13 protein-coding genes are annotated in these 20,552 nt (G+C 48.4%); 5 read left to right on the top strand and 8 right to left on the bottom strand.

Annotated elements, in window-relative coordinates; all coding sequences use genetic code 11:
• Window positions 1-5: 5 nt before the first annotated feature.
• From HZF10_RS17495 to HZF10_RS17475, 5 genes are read right to left on the bottom strand one after another with little or no spacing between them, the layout of a single operon-like run.
• Window positions 6-689, bottom strand: coding sequence for a LolA3 family protein (locus HZF10_RS17495; RefSeq protein WP_176007536.1), 684 nt, complete (start codon window positions 687-689; stop codon window positions 6-8).
• Window positions 690-1,292 carry a hypothetical protein gene (locus HZF10_RS17490; RefSeq protein WP_176007535.1) on the bottom strand — a complete coding sequence of 201 codons (603 nt, stop codon included), beginning with the start codon at window positions 1,290-1,292 and terminating at the stop codon, window positions 690-692.
• Window positions 1,293-1,302: 10 nt separating this feature from the next.
• The gene (locus tag HZF10_RS17485) at window positions 1,303-7,422 is read right to left on the bottom strand and encodes a hypothetical protein (RefSeq protein ID WP_176007534.1); all 6,120 of its coding nucleotides are present in this window, start codon (window positions 7,420-7,422) and stop codon (window positions 1,303-1,305) included.
• On the bottom strand, window positions 7,419-8,015 hold the full coding sequence (locus tag HZF10_RS17480; protein ID WP_176007533.1) for a hypothetical protein: 597 nt from the start codon (window positions 8,013-8,015) through the stop codon (window positions 7,419-7,421). The genes HZF10_RS17485 and HZF10_RS17480 overlap by 4 nt, the downstream gene beginning before the upstream one ends.
• Complete coding sequence (locus HZF10_RS17475) at window positions 8,002-8,502, bottom strand: OmpH family outer membrane protein (RefSeq protein ID WP_176007532.1); 501 nt, start codon at window positions 8,500-8,502, stop codon at window positions 8,002-8,004. Before HZF10_RS17475 ends, HZF10_RS17480 begins: the two co-directional genes overlap by 14 nt.
• A 325-nt stretch (window positions 8,503-8,827) precedes the next feature.
• On the opposite strand from HZF10_RS17475, the gene purB reads away from it, so the two are divergent.
• The 3 genes from purB (at window position 8,828) to HZF10_RS17460 (ending at window position 13,577) form a co-directional block, all read left to right on the top strand.
• Window positions 8,828-10,174, top strand: a complete 1,347-nt coding sequence (purB, locus tag HZF10_RS17470; protein ID WP_176007531.1) for an adenylosuccinate lyase — start codon at window positions 8,828-8,830, stop codon at window positions 10,172-10,174.
• 155 nt (window positions 10,175-10,329) lie between these two features.
• Window positions 10,330-12,588 carry a cation:proton antiporter domain-containing protein gene (locus HZF10_RS17465; protein WP_176007530.1) on the top strand — a complete coding sequence of 753 codons (2,259 nt, stop codon included), beginning with the start codon at window positions 10,330-10,332 and terminating at the stop codon, window positions 12,586-12,588.
• Between the two features lie 5 nt (window positions 12,589-12,593).
• Window positions 12,594-13,577, top strand: coding sequence for a DUF6624 domain-containing protein (locus HZF10_RS17460; RefSeq protein ID WP_176007529.1), 984 nt, complete (start codon window positions 12,594-12,596; stop codon window positions 13,575-13,577).
• A 251-nt stretch (window positions 13,578-13,828) separates the two neighbouring features.
• On the opposite strand, the gene guaB is transcribed toward HZF10_RS17460, so the two are convergent.
• The gene (gene guaB / locus HZF10_RS17455) at window positions 13,829-15,301 is read right to left on the bottom strand and encodes an IMP dehydrogenase (protein ID WP_176007528.1); all 1,473 of its coding nucleotides are present in this window, start codon (window positions 15,299-15,301) and stop codon (window positions 13,829-13,831) included.
• Between the two features lie 144 nt (window positions 15,302-15,445).
• Here guaB and HZF10_RS17450 point away from each other — a divergent pair, with 144 nt between their 5' ends.
• Window positions 15,446-16,540 (top strand): MBL fold metallo-hydrolase, encoded by a 1,095-nt coding sequence (locus tag HZF10_RS17450; protein ID WP_176007527.1) that lies wholly within the window; start codon window positions 15,446-15,448, stop codon window positions 16,538-16,540.
• A 3-nt stretch (window positions 16,541-16,543) separates the two neighbouring features.
• On the opposite strand, the gene HZF10_RS17445 is transcribed toward HZF10_RS17450, so the two are convergent.
• Together HZF10_RS17445 and HZF10_RS17440 are read right to left on the bottom strand one after the other, a co-directional pair.
• Entirely contained in the window at window positions 16,544-17,407 is an 864-nt protein-coding gene (locus tag HZF10_RS17445) for a hydroxymethylglutaryl-CoA lyase (RefSeq protein ID WP_176007526.1), read from the bottom strand.
• 622 nt (window positions 17,408-18,029) lie between these two features.
• Window positions 18,030-19,052, bottom strand: a complete 1,023-nt coding sequence (locus HZF10_RS17440) for a quinone-dependent dihydroorotate dehydrogenase (RefSeq protein ID WP_176007525.1) — start codon at window positions 19,050-19,052, stop codon at window positions 18,030-18,032.
• A 289-nt stretch (window positions 19,053-19,341) separates the two neighbouring features.
• Here HZF10_RS17440 and xerA point away from each other — a divergent pair, with 289 nt between their 5' ends.
• Window positions 19,342-20,454 (top strand): site-specific tyrosine recombinase/integron integrase, encoded by a 1,113-nt coding sequence (gene xerA, locus HZF10_RS17435; RefSeq protein ID WP_176007524.1) that lies wholly within the window; start codon window positions 19,342-19,344, stop codon window positions 20,452-20,454.
• Window positions 20,455-20,552 lie beyond the last annotated feature (98 nt).

Below are 20,552 nucleotides of genomic sequence, written 5' to 3'. Positions count from 1 at the left end.
GATTTTTAGGCTTTATACAACTTGTATTTAATAAATCTTTTGGCTAACCGGATGTCGTTGCCGGAAACCGTGAAATAATTGCTCTTCTGGACCAGTTTGTTGTCGGCGGGGACAATCTTCCTGGGCGACAGGACTACTTCCAGCCTGGGCTGGACCAACCTGTTCTCATATTCTATGGTGTTGGCGATATATAAGATTTGCCGCGTCACCGAATAGTCTTTTTTGTTGATGTACACCACCGCTTTACCCAATGGCAATTGAGTCACTTTTTTAGGCACAAGTTCACACACCCAAACATCGGGAGTGCTTTTTCCGAATCTGGCATCGAAGACGGTGAGGTAAGCCTCGAAATCAATGGGTTGTTCCACTTTCCCGTTCTTGGTAATCTGTATGGCCCGTTCGTCATTGCTTACTTTTACGGCATAATCCGAAAAGGATACGACTTCGGTCTGCTTGATCTTGTAATACGTCACGCCGTCCTTCTTGAGCAGCATGCCGCGGTAGTTCTCCATTATTTCTTTGGAATCGATACCGGCGAACGATGTATACTGCACGTTATAGGAAACTTCTTTTTTCGATTTGAGGACTTGGGAAGCCTTCCGGAGCACCGCCCGGGCATCCTGAGCTTTCACCGAACCCGTGCCTAAAACGAAAAGGCATATCGCGTAGATTTTTGTTCCGAACTTCATTTATCTGGCTGTTTTGCTACGCGTTTCCTGGATCGTATAGACCCCGTTTTCTGTTTCTTTCTTGACCCGTATCAAACCGCCTTCAAGGTCGTATTCATAGAAAGTGGCATAATTGTTCTCGTCGAGCTCTGCCATGAGGCGCCGGTTGTCCTCGTCGTATACGAACGATTTCATGTTTCCGTTGTAAGGATAGAACCTCACGTCGTCGAAATAAGCGCCTACCGTGCTGTTGTTGTCGTTGTCCAGGTAAATCACGATCGCAAGCTCGTCTGCCGGTGTATTGGCATCGGGTGCGACCGGAAGAGGCGGGATTTCGATGATACCTGTAATCCTTTGCCATCCGTCGATTATTGGCCCGGACGGGCTGAACGAATAATTATAGTTCGGATATTGTCCTTCCTCAAGATTCCTCAGGAACGATATCTTAAGCCGCGTATGGGTATAGTTGAGTTGCTGTTGGGCATACTCTTCGGAAACCCAGCACGTGACCACGTACTTTTTTTCTGCCAAAGGTTTGAACGTACCGTAGGTCGGTTCACCGAAAAATTGCGCACTAAGCAGTTGGCTCATCAAAACAGATAGTATAACTAAGACTTTTTTCATAAACTTGATTTTATGGGCATTCGCAAGAATCCTGGCAGCCGTGTACCTGCACTTCGAAACTGTTCTCCGGAGCGCCTAAGGCCGGCGGCAGGATCACAATATCGGCCAACATACAATCTCCGTTGGAATCGATGAGCCTGAAATAAGAGGAATGCGGCCTCGAAAAACTCTGGTATCTCAAGATGGCACTTTTCGTACTTGAATTGTAGTTCACCACCGAATATCCGGCACTACCTTCGCAAACTTCAAAACAAGTCAAGGCTACTGCCCCTTCGTTAACCGCTCCGTTCGGTCCGTCCAGCCCGAAATTGATCGGAATTTGGAACATATAATCACCGTTCACGATATCGAAGTTTTGCTTGAAAGGAGCGACGCATTTCGGGCGCGAAACAGGCTGGCTTTCCGTGCTGCAGTTAAAGAGATCGCGTCCCGCCGTTTCCAATTCTTTTATTTTACGCGCCAACTGTGCTTTCTCGCCGGCCGGTACGCGCATACTCTTTTTGCCGCTGTGGGCTCTGTTTGTAGAGATTCCGACTTCTTCGTTTACTTCAAGAGCTTCTCCGAAACTAAAACCGAAGTGTCTGTTGCCTGCGGTTTCCTCGAAGTTTTCGGCTCCCATTTGCTGATAGCGTGAATTGGATGCCACAGCAACCGGCAGTGTGTTGTCATAACCGTATTGTGCAGACGAGTAACGGTCTAAAGCATCCTTGTTCTCGATCTCCCCGCCGTAAGCATCGTATTTGGTCACACTGCTCACATAGGTCCACAGATGGTCCTGTTGCGGATTAATCTGCCATTTATCGTCCTCATCAAGGGTATAATACGGATCGAAGCTGGTGAAAAACCCGCTTATCCTTGGGTTGACTTTGTCTCCTCCGGCCGAGTTCCTTCCGGTAAGGTAGGCATAAGAACGGACCGCATGCCAATCTCCTTTTATGTTCCCGAGATACGGATTGACGCTGTAAGTGCGCGAGGAACTAAGGTTTCCGTTGTCGTCTGTCCCTTCGCCAGGCCCGGGATATTGACCCACAAGGCCGTTTCTCTGCCAGGAATTCCTCCAATAGTCGTTGTATTCGACGGCACTGGCATTGATTACCTGTTTGCCCGATCCGGATGAGTAGGCCAATCCTTCGAAATCGATACGGTTGGTGGTGGTGTTTATCGGATTCTTGAGGCATGTGATCGAAGCCATATCGAGCGTTTCAAGGTTGCGTCTTCCGGACCTGATAATCCTGAAAGGTATGTCACCTGCAGTATAGCAAGGATCCACGAGCATTCCTCTGGAATCGACGAGGAAAACCCCAAGTATGTTTTCCCTGATCTCGCCGTAAATTTCAAGCGTCACTTTTTTATAACCCGCTACCCAGGCCCTTGTAAATGGTGGCGTTGGGTTTACCGTTCCGCCGCCCAGGACCACCTCCGGTATGCCAACCGATATCTCGATAGGCAATATGAGCTCGTCCCCTAGTTTTAGCACATCCTCAATTTCTCCGTATGGCGCGCTGAAAGGGTTTTGCGTATGTGACCAGGTAAAATGTCCGGATTGCCCGTTGTTCTCAAGTTGGCCTTCGTGCTGCAGGAAACCGGTCACGTCGATGTTCCTTGAGGCAAGACCCATGTTGTCATAGTTCCAATAAGCCGGGAAATCCAATTTGTAGTATTTGTCGTTGTATTCGTTGTTCACTTCGGTCAGGATCGGCCTTCCCGTAGACGCATCCCATGCCAGGTTTTTTGTGGTGACAGTGGAATTTCCGTCGAATGAAGTGGTTTCTGCAAGTATACCCACGCGCGTAGTTACCTTAGTAGTGACGGCGGTCCTGAGAATCGTCTCGTGATAAGACACCCGAGGGAACCCGGTCGGGATGATGGCCGGGATGATTCCAAATATCATGGCCGCAAGGTTGAAGTCGATTCCGGCGGAAGCCGATTGCGACTTGCTCTCATTGAAGTCGTTGATCATGTCGTTCTGCACGCCCAAAACTTTTTGGGATACATTTCCTTTTTCGTCAATGACCGGAAGCATGTTGTTCAGTTTGCCCTGGGCATCCACACTATATTTGTAGGTAGTTCCAGATTGAGGCGTATCCTGCCCTTCGGCATAATGCATCTGCGATTTCATCTTGCCGTCCATGTCGTTGGTATCTATCGCGAAACCTTGAGTGGCCACCAAATGGTTTATGGAAGCTATATTGAGTATAAAGCCCAAAAGAGGAGGTGTAGGATCGTTGGCCAGGCTGATATCGGTGTAATCGCTGATTGTAGGAAAATCCTTCGTCGTATAGAACTCCGTAACCGTTTTTCCGGTAGCGTGCTTAGCAACCGTAAAGCCATTTTGCTTACGAGGGATACTCTTGACGGTTACTTTCGAGTAAGTTACCTTAGGTGCCGGGAAATAATTAGCCCCTATAGGTTTTTCCACATAGTTCCGATCTCTTGGCGCCGCTAACTTATCGGCATATTTGCCGGCCTTGGAATAAAATGGCATGACCAATGGATTCTCGGGAGAAGCGTTGGGCTCATAAGTAGCCACACCGCTCGATTCGCCGCTTACGGGGTCGTCATAATCATAGACCTGTCCGTATTCCTGTCCTTCGACCTGGCTGTCGCCAGTCATGACATCCCAGTTATCGGAAAGTTTTACGCTTTTGACCCTGATGCCGCCGCCATATTTATGTCCGAACGGATTTTCGAGCCTGATCCAGGATTTATCGGCGACGAAGGTCTTCGCACAGCCTTTGCTTTGAAGTGCCTTGTTGGGGCCGTTCCAAAGCTGGCTGACCTCTTCGATGCTGCCTACAAGGTCTTGCACGATGGATTCGAAATCGTCGTTGCTGCTCTCTCCTCCTATGCTGTAAACGATCTTGTTCAGATAAGCCCTTCCGAATTGCCACCCGGCCTTGGCGATTGGGTTGACGTTGGCGTCGGAGTTCACGCCTCCGTCGCGATCCAGTTTTTTAAGCGGAATGGCGGCATAAAAATTGGTGCCGATACCTACTATGTTAACCTTGCTGGATTCTCCTTCCGAATCGACTTCAAAATAGCCGGTCACATAGTCGTATTGGGTATTGGTATCGCCAACCATGTTCAACAGGAACTTGAAATAGACAGGCTTGTCCTTGTGATCGCGCAGGTAGTGGCTTCGGAACCAGGCATCGTCTACATCTTCGCCACCCGGAGTGAATCCGTGGAGATTCGGGCCGAGATTCACATACAGGTATTTTTTATGTGAATTACCGGTGTACAGGTTGGTTTGCGTCACATCGTCTATACTTGAAGGACTGCTGCTCTGTCCCGCTCCCGATACCTTGAACATCTGTACCGCCCTTTTGTCCTGTACATGGGCATAATCGTCGCTTTCGGATTCGATATTGACCTTTCCGCCCGACGGCAACTGGATCGACTTGAGCACCCACGCCTGGGCGTTTTGGGTAGCCGTCGTATCATTTTGCTGTACATAAGGGAATTCGCTGTTGTTCATCGGCCCCGCGAGCGTAAAATGGTCCTGTGCGAGATTCGGCTTATAGTTCCCCCAAATGTCTGATCCGCCCAGGTTGTAGTTCGGATTGGAATCCGCATTTTCGGCTCCGTAGTCGAATACGTAAGGCGTATATTTCCCCATATTCGAATCGCGATACGTAAAGTATACTTTCTTAAGTGTAAGTTTACCTGCTTTTGTGAAATCGTTGGCTTGGTAATCCTCGTGATTAGGAGTGCCTTTGCACAATTCGTAGTTATATTCGAAAAAAGCCGTTTTCAGGGGCGTACACGGCAAATCGTTGGCCGCATTGTCGTCGAGCAGGTTGGCTTTCTTGGCTTCGTTGTATGCGTACAACGTGATCTTGTCGAGTCTCCAAAGTTTCTCAGGAGTCGAAGACGAACCGCCCAATTCGCCTTTCGCCCCCAAACCATCCTTGCGCGGGCTTAACGAAAACAGCGCTACATGGCTTTTGGTGATGATACGCTTCAGATAAACCAATTCCTTTTCGCCATAAAGATAACTCCCCTTTTCGTCGTCGTTATGCGATTTGAAACCTTCGTTGAACGACACCATGTTCTGCTCATAGGGCGCCCTCCATTTATAATTGTCGCTCTTCGTCTCGTACTCGAATTTGGTAAAGGCCCCTAAGTCGTCTACACTTGGTCCGTTTCCGGTGACATCTTCATAATCGGTCGAAAGCACACTGGTGAGAAGATAGGAATGCGCATAAGGTGGAGTCGTGACGCGGTTCAGGTACTTGTCGCTGAATTGCGAATTGCTGCCTTCGGTTCCCGTAATGCCGCCCAACAATCCGCTGTTGTATTTGCCGCCCGCGCTTTTCTTCGAGACATCGAATGTCGCTTCTACTTTCTTGGTATTGTATACCGCTTGTCCGAACACATACGTTCCGCCACCCGGCTGCAGAACCCTCATTCCCGCAGTATGATGCGGCTTTACGTAATCTTTCCAGGATTGCACGATGAACGGGTCGTATTTAGCATCGGCTACCGAAACCTTCTGGATCATTTTCCCGCGGTTCATGCGTTGTGTTCTCTTGATCGGTCCTGTGATGTTTTCGTTCGAATACGTTGAGGGACCGTTCGTGCCATTCGAGTTCTTGACCTGGAAAATGCCTTCGGTTTTGTTGTTCCATTTGCTTTTATCGAGCTTTAGGCGGACGGGCTTGCTGGAATGATATTGAGCATCCAGTTGAATCCCATCGGGATCGGCGTCTATTTCTCCGGCTACCTTATATGTGATCGGCTCGTAGAACTGGGTATTCTTATCGGTGCTTTTTTCTACGAAATACGGCTTGGCGTTGTTGTCGGTGTTCCAACGTCCGGTCGTGCTTGTCGAACCCGATACGTCTATACTGATACCGCCATGCACCAATTCACCTGCACCGAATTCGAGACCCAGGGTAGCGCCGATGCCGTTATCGGTCACGTCGTCGTTATAGACATGGGCCACCTGCGAACGGTACGGACGGAACATCCCGCTTATGTTCTGGGCTTGTATAGAATATACATCGTACGTGTAATTGGTGATCGGTAAAACCGATGTGTTCTTATTCACATCCTGCTCATTTTCCCGGTTAAAGTCGAGTATGCCTTCTCCTGTTTTGTATTGAGTATTCTCGTAACCATAGGCTTTGACCCTTCGGTTCTTGTAATCGGAATCGATGCTTTGGAACGACCCGTACCCTAAAATACGCCCCTGGAATTCCGCTCCGAACACCTCTGCCCCGATACTGGCATTGAATGTAAAGTTCGAGTTGTTGTAGGCGACACGTTTACTGGGCGTGTAATTGATCGTGTTGAAATTGAGTACATGGGAGCTTGAATGTTTTTGCTCCTTTTGTTCGTAGTTTACGTCGAAAGTACCTCCGTTCAAGTCGGGCAGTGTCAAATTTTTTGTTTCCGTCTTGCGCACATTGGCCTGCATTGAAAGGTTTTCAAAACCTTTACGGCTGCTGTAGGTCCCGCTCAATGTTCCGTCCATATACGTATTCAGCTTCTTGTATGTGCCCAATTTTCCGTCGAGCGTCACTTTTGGCGTGACCGACGCACCATCTCCCACACCGCTGTTGATCTCGACCCCAACCGAAACATTCTTATTTAATTCATAGGAAATACCCATTGTAGGCTTAAAACTGATGCCTTCGTAGTTGTTGTACTGGACTCCGATACCGATACCGATATCTACAGGAAAATTGGCCCCGAAAATTGCCGGGTGGATCGTATAATTCGTCCCGATCGTAGAGTTCGTGCGTATGTCGTTTTCATACTTCATCTCATCCCCACGGAAATCATCGGGCAGCCCGTTCACCTGGCGATCGATCTGCCCGACGTTGAGATTCCAGCCCAAACCGGTCCACGAAGCTTCTTTGTCCATGGTTATGTTGCCATCGTAGGCAAGGTTGATCGGGTATCCGCCCACATCCATGATCGGGATGTTGTAATTGAAATTCCCCGAAGACAGATCCACCATATCCGAAGTCTCCAAAGGCGTGAACGACTTGAACTCGGGCTGTGACGGACCGCTCGTCAACGCATAGGCGGCCGTCGGGCGCAAGGTTTCCACAACCAATACCACGGTGAGATAAAAAGCCAAAAATTTAGAGAATCGGCTTGTCCTGATTTTGCTGATCATAATAAAATCTCTTTATTATTATTGAACTTGAATTTTAAGGTGCCCTTACGAAACAGATGATCTTCGTATATAAGCTGGATTTCCTGGTTCGGATCTATGCCCGAAAAGAACAAAAGCACCCTTTGGAAAGGCGCTATTTTATATAATCGTTCGTAATTCACTCCCTGGCACGGAATCGTGTCGTGCTGTGCCGTGACTACATAAAAATCCCTGTCTATCCCGAACGAGATGTACTTGAGCGCATCCTCGTATTCCATACCCGTAAAGGCTTTGTCCATAAGGTCTTTTTCGTCTTGCTGGGCGAACGTAACCTCTATGACGCGTTCGGTCTTGTTCTTTTCGTATATGGAATCGACGGTTTTCAGGTCTTGCATCCCTTGATCCTTAAGCAGGTAATATTGGATCGGCACCTCGGTAGCCGTAAAACCGATATCGTCTACCTTTTGGGTATAGGCGCGCGATTTCCAACCCATTTTTTCAAGGTTGTAATACCGGAATTCCAGATCGTCCTTAACGGGATCTTCGGCTTTCCTGCACGATACTGCAAACAAAGACAGTATCCCAAAAGCGACCACCAGACTAGTTGCCTTCATATCTTTTGTTGGCATAGTTGATCAATTCATCCGTGACATCGCACTGCTCCTGTACGAAAAGCACTTGCGTCTCATCCTGGGGCGCCAGGATCAGGTCGTATGATTTTGCTTGGGCGAATTCGGTCGAATACGTTTTAAGCCGTGCGAATATCTGGCGGGTCTGGTTCGAGACGAACTGTTGCTCAAACGACCTCATGCTATCCTGCAGGTGTGCTATTTCCCGTACAAGTCGGGCATTCTCGCCGGCCGAAGAAACTTTCATTCTGGCGTACAATGACTCTATCTGGCGGTTGAGCCCGTCGATGCTTTGATCGCCTTTTTTCTTGGCTTCTATCGTCATTCGGAACTTGTCGAACAAGCGCCTGCCGTCTACATAAGCCACTTGTTTTTTTGAAAAGGCCGAAACACAGAGTGCACCTCCGGCAAATGCCAAAATGCAAACCGAAACTATAACAAGCAACTGCGTCCTGGAAAAATTTTGTTTCATAGCAATAAAAGATACCGTCACAACCGAAGCCGCGACAACAGGTAAATCTATAGCAGCGCCAAATTTGCTGCTCAAATGGGTGGAAAAATGTTATTTGGAATAATCGGTTCAAATATAGAAAAGTAGGTTTAGAACTACATTAACTTTTCATTAGTATTTTTTAACAAAATTTTACCTATAAAAAACATACAGAAAATCAACACGTTACAGTTTCGAAATATTCGGTTTTTTTTATCGAAAATATATTCCCTACTCATATTTTAGTTTTCCGAACCCGACACAAATCTTATCTTTGTGCGCTTAATGACACAAAAAAGCAACACACATGCGCACTCTTACCGAACTCAACGCCATTTCACCAATCGACGGTCGTTACCGCAACAAAACCTACTCACTTTCGCCTTATTTTTCAGAAGAAGCCCTGATCCGTTACCGGGTTTTGGTAGAGGTCGAGTATTTCATTGCGCTGTGCGAAATCCCGTTGCCGCAGTTGGCCGGAATCGACAAAGGCTGTTTCGATAAGCTGCGTGAGATTTACGCGAATTTTTCGGCAGAAGACGCGGCATCCATAAAAGAAATTGAAAAAACCACGAACCACGACGTGAAAGCCGTCGAATATTTCATCAAGAAGGCGTTCGACGATTTGGGACTGTCCGATTACAAGGAATTCATCCATTTCGGATTGACTTCGCAAGACATCAACAACACCGCAATCCCGCTTTCCACGAAGGAAGCGTTCGAGGAAGTGTATTTGAAATTGCTCGTGAAACTCGTCGCCCGACTCAAGGAACTTTCGATCGAATGGGCCGATATCCCGATGCTTGCACGCACGCACGGACAACCGGCTTCCCCTACCCGTTTGGGCAAGGAAATCGGGGTTTTCGTAGAACGTCTCGAAGAACAGATGCGTTTGTTGTTCAACGTTCCTTTCGCCGCCAAATTCGGCGGTGCGACGGGGAATTTCAATGCGCACAACGTGGCGTATCCACAAATTTCATGGCAGCAGTTCGGGACCGATTTCGTCGAAAAACAACTCGGGTTGCAGCATTCGTTCCCGACGACGCAAATCGAACATTACGACCATTTCGCCGCGTTTTTCGACGCATTGAAACGCATCAACACGATCATCATCGATTTGGATCGCGACATCTGGACGTATGTGTCGATGGATTACTTCAAACAAAAAATCAAGGAAGGCGAAGTCGGTTCTTCGGCCATGCCGCATAAAGTGAACCCTATCGATTTCGAGAATTCGGAAGGAAATCTGGGTATCGCCAACGCCGTTTTCGAGCATCTTTCGGCCAAACTTCCCGTTTCGCGTTTGCAGCGCGATTTGACCGACAGTACGGTGTTGCGCAACATCGGCGTGCCTTTCGGACATACGATAATCGCATTCGAAGCCACGCTTAAAGGCTTGGACAAACTACTTCTCAACGCCGACAAATTCGCCGAAGACCTCGAAAAGAATTGGGCGGTCGTGGCCGAAGCCATCCAAACGATCTTGCGCCGCGAGGCATATCCGAACCCATACGAAGCTTTGAAAGGCTTGACGCGTACGAATTCGGTAATCGACAAAAAGGCGATCCATGATTTTATCGGGACGCTTGAGGTTACGGATGAGATCAAGGCGGAATTGTTGAAGATTACGCCTTCGAATTACATCGGGATTTAAAAGACACGCTTCGCTTTACGCGTTTTACTTCGGACACGCCTGCGGCTTTAGACTGCAAGCCTTTTTACGCGCAAACTTTTCGCACTTGAGCGCCTAAGCACTTTCGCACTCCGCTTAAATTCCCTATATTACCAAAAACTAAACTATCCGCCAAAATGAGTGCCGCCGCCGAAACCACACAACAAATCTATCCGCTGATAAGCGATTTGGGCCTGATCCTGATGACGGCCGCGATTGCCGTCTTGCTGTTCAAGAAAATCAAGCAGCCGCTGGTTTTGGGCTACCTCATCGCCGGATTTTTGGCGGGTAACCACTTCGATTTTTTCCCGAGCGTCACCGATATGCACAGTGTCGAGGTCTGGGCGCAGATCGGGATCATCTTCCTGTTGTTCAGCCTCGGGCTCGAATTCAGTTTCAAGAAGCTCATGAAAGTGGGCGGAACCGCTTCGATCACGGCCATCACGCAAATCATTTTTATGATTGCCATCGGTTACGGGGCCGGGCGTTTGATGGGCTGGAAAATCATGGACAGCATTTTCCTGGGCGTGATGCTGTCGGTTTCCTCGACGACGATCATCCTCAAGACGTTCGAGGAATTGGGCGTGAAGGCGCAAAAGTTCGCGGGAATCGTGATCGGATCGCTTATCGTGCAGGATCTGGTCGCGATCGTGATGATGGTTTTGCTGTCGACACTTGCCGTGAGCAGCCAGTTTTCGGGCAGCGAATTGATCGGATCGGTGTTGAAACTCGTATTCTATCTCGCACTTTGGTTCGTAAGCGGGATTTTCTTTATTCCGACGATGCTCAAGCGCGCGAAGAATTTGCTTACGGATGAAATGTTATTGATCATATCGATCGCCTTGTGCCTCGTCATGGTAATGCTAGCCGCGAACGTAGGATTCTCACCTGCTTTGGGCGCGTTCATCATGGGGTCGATCATTGCCGAAACGACCCAGGCCGAACACATCGAACACTTAGTAAAACCCGTGAAGGATTTGTTCGCGGCCGTATTTTTCGTATCGGTCGGGATGTTGATCAATCCCGATGCGCTGATCGAATATGCGTGGCCTGTCGTGATCCTCACACTAGTGGTCATTTTGTTCCAACCGATAACGTCCACGATCGGGGCTTTGCTCGCGGGACAACCGCTCAAACAATCGGTACAGACGGGAATGAGCTTGTCGCAGATCGGGGAATTCTCGTTCATCATCGCGACGCTCGGCGCATCTTTGGGCGTGACAAGCAATTTTCTGTATCCGATAGTGGTCGCGGTTTCGGCCGTCACCACATTCACGACGCCGTTCATGGTCAAGCTTTCGACGCCGATGTCGGGATATTTGGGTCGGAAATTACCGCGAAAATGGCTCAAACGCATCGAACGTTACAGCGCGAACGCCCAATCGATAAAATCGGTGAGCAACTGGCAGATCGTGATCCGTGCGTATTTGGTGCAGGTCGCGATACATTCGATCATCATCATCGGCATCATTTTGCTGTCGGCGAATTATCTGCTTCCTTTATTGAACGGTTTCCGATTCGGACATGCGCTGGCGGCTTTCATCACATTGGCCGTGCTGGCACCGTTCTTTTGGGCGTTGTCGCTGCGTCGCGTGGCGGTAGAACAAGTCCAGCAATTGATGGAAGAACGAAAATACCGCGGCCCTATCGTCATGATGGTGTTGTTCCGGTTCGTGCTCGCTTTGTTCTACATCGGATTTTTGCTCGACAACTTCTTCTCGCCCCAAATCGCGTTCATCGCTTTCTGCATCTCGATCGTGATCTATTCGATTTTTCCGAAGAAACTCAACTACCAATACCACAAGATCGAGACGCGTTTCCTCAAGAACCTCAACGCGCGCGAGATCATCCGCAACAAGCGGCAACGTTCCGATTTGACGCCTTGGGAAGGCCACATGACGATTTTCGACATCGCCAAGGAATCGAACATCGCCGGACGCACTTTAGAAGAACTGCAGCTGCGCGAACAGATGGGCATCAACGTTGCGTTCATCCGCCGTGGCGAAATCACGATCAACATCCCGAGCCGCAACGAAAGGCTGTTTCCGGGTGACGAGATTTGTGTGATCGGTACCGATTCGCAAGTCGATGAATTCAAGACGTACCTGAACCGCAACGAGATCGAGGCGCCCGAAACCGGAACACAACCAGAAATCGTATTGCAGCAACTCGAACTGCACAATCAGGATTACATCGGAAAAAGCATCCGACAATCGCAACTTCGCGAAAAAACAAAAGGTTTGGTCGTAGGAATCGAACGCAAAGGAAATCGTATATTGAACCCTGATTCCCATCTGATACTCGAAAAAGACGACATCCTTTGGATCGTTGGCGACAAAAAACTGTTGGCCACATTGCTTTTGGAGCACGACGAGACGGAATCTGCTAACCAATAAACGATATGAAACCAATTTACCTTTCTGTATGTGCCTTGTTGGGCGCATTCTCCGTGTGTGCCCAAAACGGACCTTCCAATTACCAGGAAAACATCAAAAAAGCCGAGGAATTCTACAACTCCAAGGATTACAAAAATTCGGGGCTGTTCTATTCCAAAGCGTTTTCACTCGAAAAGAACGCGCGCGAACTCGACCGATACAATGCGGCTTGTTCGTGGTCTTTAGCCAATGTGCGCGATTCCTCTTTCGTACAATTGTCTAAAATCGCGGCCACTTACAGCGATCACGAACACGCTTCCCAGGATACCGACCTCGACAACCTTCATTCCGACAAACGTTGGGAAAAATGGCTCGACCAAGTCAAGGAAAACCATGAAAAGGCCGAAGCCAAAATCGACCGCCCGTTGATGGCGAAACTCGAACAGGTACTCAAGGACGACGCCGAACCGATACGCGAATGGATGGCGGCCGAAAAGCAATACGGCGTGAGATCTGCCGAAGCGCTCGAGAAAAAGAGAATCATGAAAGACAAACACGCCGCCAATCAGGCGATCGTTTCCAAAATTCTCGACGAGAAAGGTTTCCCGAGCCAGGATGCCGTGGGCGGATATGGAGTGACCGCGGTTTTCCTAACCATACAACACGCCGACCAAGCCACGCGCGAGAAATACATGCCTATGCTTCGAGAAGCGGCCAAAAAAGGCGATTTGCCTAACTCAAGCTATGCGCTTTTGAAAGACCGTACCGATTTGGGGCAAGGCAAAAAACAAACGTACGGCAGCCAGATCGTCACCGATCCCGATACGGGCAAGTCGTATGTGCGACCGCTCGAAGACCCGGAAAATGTCGATAAGAGACGCGCCACCGTTGGGCTTCAACCGATGGCCGAATATGTAAAGCGATGGAATATCACATGGGATGCCAAACAATACGCCAAGGATTTACCGCAAATCGAAATGCTGGATAAAAAACTCAGCGCCGAAAATTAAACCGTATGGGCTGGAAAGTTTCGTTCATCGTTACTATGTCATCATGCAGCCTGTTCTCAATGCACAAATAAAAACGCGACGGTTTCCCATCGCGTTTTTAGGGTTTAGGCTTTAAGCCTTAGGCTGTAAGCACTCTGCGGAACAAAACAACATTCGTTTTCAATCCTTTTTATTTAAAATTGAACCAGATATTGCATTTGAGTCGGATGAAGCTTAAAGCTTAAAGCTTAAGGCCTACTGCCTAAAGCTTTTTATCTCGAATAGTTAGGTGCTTCCTTAGTGATCGTCACGTTATGCGGATGGCTTTCGGTAATCCCGCTCGAAGTGATGCGCACGAAACGCCCGGTTTCCTGTAATGTCGGGATATCTTTTGCACCGCAATATCCCATACCGGCACGAAGTCCGCCGATGAATTGCTGCATGCTTTCGTTGAGCTCGCCTTTGTACGGCACGCGCCCCACGATTCCTTCGGGAACGAGTTTCTTGATATCGTCTTCCACATCTTGGAAATAACGGTCTTTCGAGCCTTCTTTCATGGCTTCTACAGAACCCATTCCACGATACGATTTGAATTTACGGCCTTCGAAAATGATGGTTTCTCCCGGAGATTCTTTGGTTCCGGCAAGAAGCGATCCCATCATTACGGAATCGGCTCCTGCGGCCAACGCTTTCGGAATGTCGCCCGTATAACGGATTCCGCCGTCTGCGATTACCGGAATTCCGCTTCCTCTCAACGCAGCGGCCACTTCGAGTACGGCCGAGAACTGCGGGAAACCGACACCGGCAACGACACGCGTCGTACAGATCGAACCCGGCCCGATCCCTACTTTTACGCCGTCGGCACCGTTTTCTACGAGATATTTGGCGGCTTCGGGCGTCGCGATATTACCGACGACGACGTCTACCTGAGGGAATTTGTTTTTTACTTCTTTGAGGATACCGACAACACCTTGCGTATGTCCGTGGGCCGTATCGATGATGATCGCGTCGACACCTGCGTTTACGAGTGCTTCTGCTCTGTCGACGGCATCTCCGGTCACGCCGATGGCCGCTGCGACGCGTAAACGTCCGAGGCTGTCTTTGTTGGCGATCGGTTTCTGCGTGAGCTTGGTGATGTCGCGGAACGTGATGAGTCCGACCAACGTATTATCGGAATTGACCACCGGAAGTTTCTCGATCTTCTTGCCTTGAAGGATGACTTCTGCATCGGCAAGCGACGTCCCTTCGGCTACGGTGACCAATGGCATGGCGGTCATGACTTCGGTAATGCCGCGTTTGTTGTCTTTTTCGAAACGAAGGTCGCGGTTGGTGACGATTCCGACGAGCTTTTTGTTTTCGTCCACGATCGGGATACCTCCGATTCCGAATTCGCGCATCGCATTCTTCGCGTCGGCGACGGTAGACGATTGCGGAAGCGTCACGGGATCGATGATCATGCCCGACTCGGCTCGCTTTACCTTGCGGACTTTCGCGGCCTGCTGTTCGATCGTCATGTTTTTGTGCAAAACGCCGATTCCGCCTTCCTGCGCCATGGCGATCGCCATAGAACTTTCGGTAACCGTATCCATGGCTGCGGAAACGATCGGAACGTTAAGCGTTATATTCTTGGAGAATTTCGATTGTATGTTGACTTCTCGCGGAAGTACGTTCGAGTAATTAGGAACCAACAGTACATCATCGTAAGTAAGGCCTTCACCGATGATTTTAGAAGTGTGTGCGTTCATGTTGCAATTAACGGTTGTAGTTAAATTGCGTGCAAATATACGTTTTTTAACAATACGAAACGGAGCGCCCTAATCAGAAATTTTCGTTAAAGCGCAAAGCACCGTCCTATTTTCGCTGCTAACTTTATACAAACAAGCAATCTTATGTTTACGATTCCTATATGTCTTTTGCTGCTGCTCGTTTTGGCCGTCTATGCTTTCGTACAGCGTCCTGAATTCGGAAAGACCGCTTCGGGCGCGCAACTGGACGTGTACAGGAAATCAACCCACTTTTTTGCCGGAAGTTTCCAGAATGCTTCCGCTACGCCCAATCTTGCCGAAGACGCGAACATTTGGAAGGTGATGTACGATTTCTTCTTCAGGAAAGATCCGAAAAGCAAACCCAAAAACGCGTTGCCTTCCGAAAAGACCGATCTTAAAGCGTTGAAACACGATGAGAACGTACTCGTGTGGTTCGGGCATTCGTCTTATTTTATTCAGATGGACGGAAAGAAAATCCTTGTCGATCCGGTTTTTAGCGGCGCGGCCTCGCCTATTGCTGCCACGACGAGGAGTTTTTTGGGTAGCGATGTATATTCCGCCGACGATTTTCCCGAAATCGATTTGCTGTTGATCACACACGACCATTGGGATCATCTGGACCATAAAACCATCGTGCAATTACGCCCGAAAGTCAAACAGGTCGTGACGAGCCTCGCCACGGGCTTGCATCTTCAAAATTGGGGATACGAGCCAAGCATGATTGCCGAACTCGATTGGTGGGAACATCTATACCTGACCAACGGCTTCAAGATTTACGCGACGCCGGCACGCCATTTTGCGGGACGCGGCCTCAAACGCAATAAGGCTTTCTGGAATTCGTACGTGCTCGAAACGCCTTCGCGACGATTGTTTTTGGGTGGCGATAGCGGATACGACACCCATTTCAAGGAAATCGGGGACAAATTCGGGCCTTTCGATCTCGCGGTTATGGAATGCGGCCAATACAACACAGCCTGGAAATACATACACATGTTGCCGGGACAATGGCTCAAGACCGCCCAAGATTTAAGGACCAAAGCCGTTTTGCCTGTGCATTGGGGAAAGTTTTCGCTCGCACTGCACGCGTGGGACGAACCTATAGAGAAAATATCACAGGAATTCACCTCATCGGACATCGCTTTGTGGACGCCAATGATCGGCGAGAAAGTCGACTTCGACAACCTGCTTCCTTTTGCGAAGTGGTGGAAAAACCTGTGATGATCAATGGAATTCGCCAAAGAGTTTGGTGGCTTCGTTGTAAGCGCTTTCAAAACTCATCGGACTCGTGCCGGTCGGGGCTTTTTGCTGGGTGAAATACGACAGCAGTTTCTCGGTGGGCATGTTGCCTGTGAGTTCATCTTTTGCCATCGGGCAACCGCCGAAACCTTGTATCGCACCGTCGAAACGCACGCAGCCGGCCTTAAATGCGGCATCGGTTTTCTCGAACCACTTGTCCGGAGTCGTATGTAGATGCGCACCGAATTCAATGTGCGGATAGTTCGGAATCAGATTCGAGAACAGGTACGTGATCACATCGGGCGTCGAACTTCCTATCGTATCGGATAACGACAAAATCTTAACGCCCATGGCCGACAGTTTTTCGGTCCACTCGCCTACGATCTCGACGTCCCAAGGGTCGCCGTAAGGGTTTCCGAATCCCATCGAAAGATAGGCCACGACTTCCTTATCGCTTTTATTGGCGATGTCGAGGATTTCCTGAAGCGTCACGATGGATTCGGCAATGGTCTTATGGGTATTGCGCATCTGGAAGTTCTCTGAAATCGAGAACGGATACCCCAGATATCGGATCTCTTTGTGTTCGGCCGCACTTTGCGCACCTTGCGTATTGGCAACGATAGCCAACAGTTTGGTATTGGTCTGGGATAGGTCGAGCGAAGCCAAAACCTGAGCCGTGTCCTGCATTTGCGGAATGGCTTTGGGCGATACGAAGCTCCCGAAGTCGAGCGTATCGAAACCGACGCGCAACAGCGATTGTATATAGGCCGTCTTGCGCTCGGTCGGGATAAAACCTTTTATACCTTGCATGGCATCGCGCGGGCATTCGATGATTTTGACGGCTTTCATAGGATGCCAAATATAGGAAGATTTGCGAAAACGTTTTCTTAAATTATGTTGCACCTGCCCTACAAACTTTGCAAACCATAATCGACAACATAACTTCAAATAAACAACAGTCCGAGTGAAACACCAAAGTAAACAAGCCCACAAATCGTATCAACGATCGTCGATTTCCTGTTATCGAATAAGCCATGATCGTTACCTCGGCTTGGGCATACCAATTCGACATGCTGGATTTTGAGACTTGCGTATCTAAGCAATTGGAACAAGCCTAAAAGTATGATGGTATTTCGCAAACCAGTAGCTGCGTGTCCGTTCACAAACGCCAAACCTTGATCGCTTTCTATATCGAAATATAGGGCCAGATGTGCCACGCCGATCACAATCCATATCAGGAAATAATTAAAATTACGCAACGCCTTGTACTGAAACAAATACAGAAAAAAGTGAGTGCCCAAAGCATATGCGAAAAGCACGTTTTTCGGATTTTTAGCGATTGAAAAATATACCCAACAGAAATAGGAAATCAGTATATAAATGGAAATTGTCGCTATATTCCATTTATTGAGTTTGTACTGTTGTATCAGCTTACTTGCCATGCAATGTGCAGAAATCGTTGAGCGCCTTGTTATTTGGAACGTTTCAATATGGCTTTGTTGATATCTTTCACCAACGCCGGACCTTCGTAAATAAACCCCGTGTACAATTGCACTAGACTTGCTCCCGCATCGAGTTTTTCAAGCGCGTCTTGGGCCGAATGTATACCGCCGACGCCAATGATCGGGAATGCTTTTCCGCTTTTTTCGGACAGGAAACGGATGACTTCGGTAGATCGTTTCGCAAGCGGTTTTCCCGACAATCCGCCCATTTCGGTCTGGTTTTCGGATTGCAGTCCTTCGCGAGAAATCGTGGTATTGGTTGCGATTACGCCAGCAATTTTCGTGTCGCGCACGATGTCTATGATGTCGAGCAGTTGGTCTTCGGTGAGATCCGGGGCGATTTTGAGCAGTATCGGTTTAGGATTCGCCTTGACGGAATTGAGGTTTTGGAGCGAATTGAGCAAGGCGGTCAGCGGCTCTTTGTCCTGAAGTTCGCGTAGGTTGGGCGTATTCGGAGAACTCACGTTTACCACAAAATAATCGACATGGTCGAAAAGCGCCTCGAAACAGATTTCGTAATCTTTTGCGGCTTCTTCGTTCGGCGTGATTTTGTTTTTGCCGATGTTGCCTCCGATAAGCACGCCTTTGTTCTTCTTTAGGCGTTCGACGGCCGCCTCGACGCCTCCGTTATTGAACCCCATGCGATTGATGATAGCCGAATCTTCACGCAATCGGAACAGGCGTTTTTTTGGATTGCCGTCCTGCGGTTTGGGCGTCAGCGTACCGATTTCTATAAAACCGAAACCGAAATTGGAAAGTTCGTTATAGAGCTTCGCGTCTTTGTCGAAACCGGCGGCCAAACCGACAGGATTCTTGAATCTGAGACCGAAGACCTCGCGCTCCAACTTCTTGTCGTTTACCGCATACAGCGATCGAAAGATATTGGAAAATCCCGGAATGGCCGATAATTTCCTGACCATTGAGAATGTGAAGTAATGGGCTTCTTCGGCATCGAGTTTGAAGAGTAAGGGGCGCAGTAGTTGTTTGTACATGTTGATTGTGTTTCACCGGCAAAAATAGCACTTATCGGGATGGTTTTTAGCGATTTTTTTTCGTTTATACCGATCTGGATTTTTGACCGAAACCCTAGCCCGGATGTAAGCGGAAAGCCCACAATGGACGGGACGTGCTTTTTGGGCGCGGGCGCGGCGACCGCAGGAAGCCGTGGCCCGCGCCTTAAAAAAGCCGTGCCGGGCATGAGGACTTGCAGCGGACAGCCGGATCGGCTTCTAAAAAAAATAATCGCTATCTTTAGCCTATTACACGCCAATAGTTTGAATCATGGAACACTTGCCTACCGTCATTCTTGACAATGTACTACACCGCGATCAGGATGTCCTGACGATCACATTCGAAAAAAATCATCAACTTCAACAGGTCGTTTCCCGTCAACTTGGGGCTGTTTTCAGCTATTCTAAGCGATTCTGGTATTTGCCGTATTCGTCTCAAAACTCCACACGAGTACATTCGGAGTTGCAACATATCGCGTTCATTGACCGTTCACGCCTTGATAAGAAAGAAAGGCGTTATGTGTATAATATGCATACTGTTTCGCTTAGCGATTCGGACAACCAGGAACTGCAAAAGTTCCGTAAATGGCTACAGACACAACGCTACAGCGATTCAACGGTCAATACATATGTCGGGCTATGCGAATTCTTTTTGAAATATCTGTGCAAAAGAAGCATTGATACGATTACACAAAGGACGGTCGAGCAGTTTAACTACGAATTCATAGTAGCGCCTAAAAAATCGATCTCGTACCAGAACCAAGCCATCAACGCGATTAAACAATTCTTGAGGTACAAAGGTGAATGGCTAACGATTGAAGAAATCGAACGCCCGAAGCGCGAGAAAAAACTTCCCGTGGTTTTAAGCATGGAGGAAGTCAGGCAGATTTTGCAAGCGGCAACGAATTTGAAGCATAAGGCACTTTTAAGTCTGATATACTCCGGAGGTTTCCGTATAAGCGAAGTTTTATCGCTGAAAATCGCCGATATAGACGGAAAACGTATGTTGATCCATATCAAAGAAGCAAAAGGAAAGAAAGACCGATATACGCTGCTTTCAGAAAAGGCGCTGCTGTTGTTGCGCGAATATTACACCGTTTATCAACCAAAAGTCTATCTGTTTGAAGGCCCAAGCGGCAGTCCTTATTCTGCCAGAGCCGCGCAAAGTGTTTTGAAGACCGCGGCACATAAGGCCGGAATCCGCAAGCCTATTTCATTGCACACCTTGCGACATAGTTTTGCTACGCATTTACTCGAGAACGGTACGGATATCCGATATATCCAAAATCTTCTCGGCCATAATAGCCCGAAAACTACAATGATTTATACGCATGTCACGGATATGTCGATCCAAAAAATCAGAAATCCTTTGGACATGATTTGAATATTGAGTAAAATTGTTTCTGGCTTATTTTTGTCAATTTATGCGGTTATCCGACTTTTTGGGGAGGATAATTGGTGGATTTGGGCGGGGATAAGATA

The sequence above is a fragment of the Flavobacterium agri genome (genome assembly GCF_013401995.1).
In the GTDB taxonomy this organism is placed as follows: Bacteria; Bacteroidota; Bacteroidia; order Flavobacteriales; family Flavobacteriaceae; genus Flavobacterium; species Flavobacterium agri.
The sequence above is the reverse complement of the archived record's forward strand: the minus strand, read 5'-3'. Positions and strand labels throughout refer to the sequence as shown.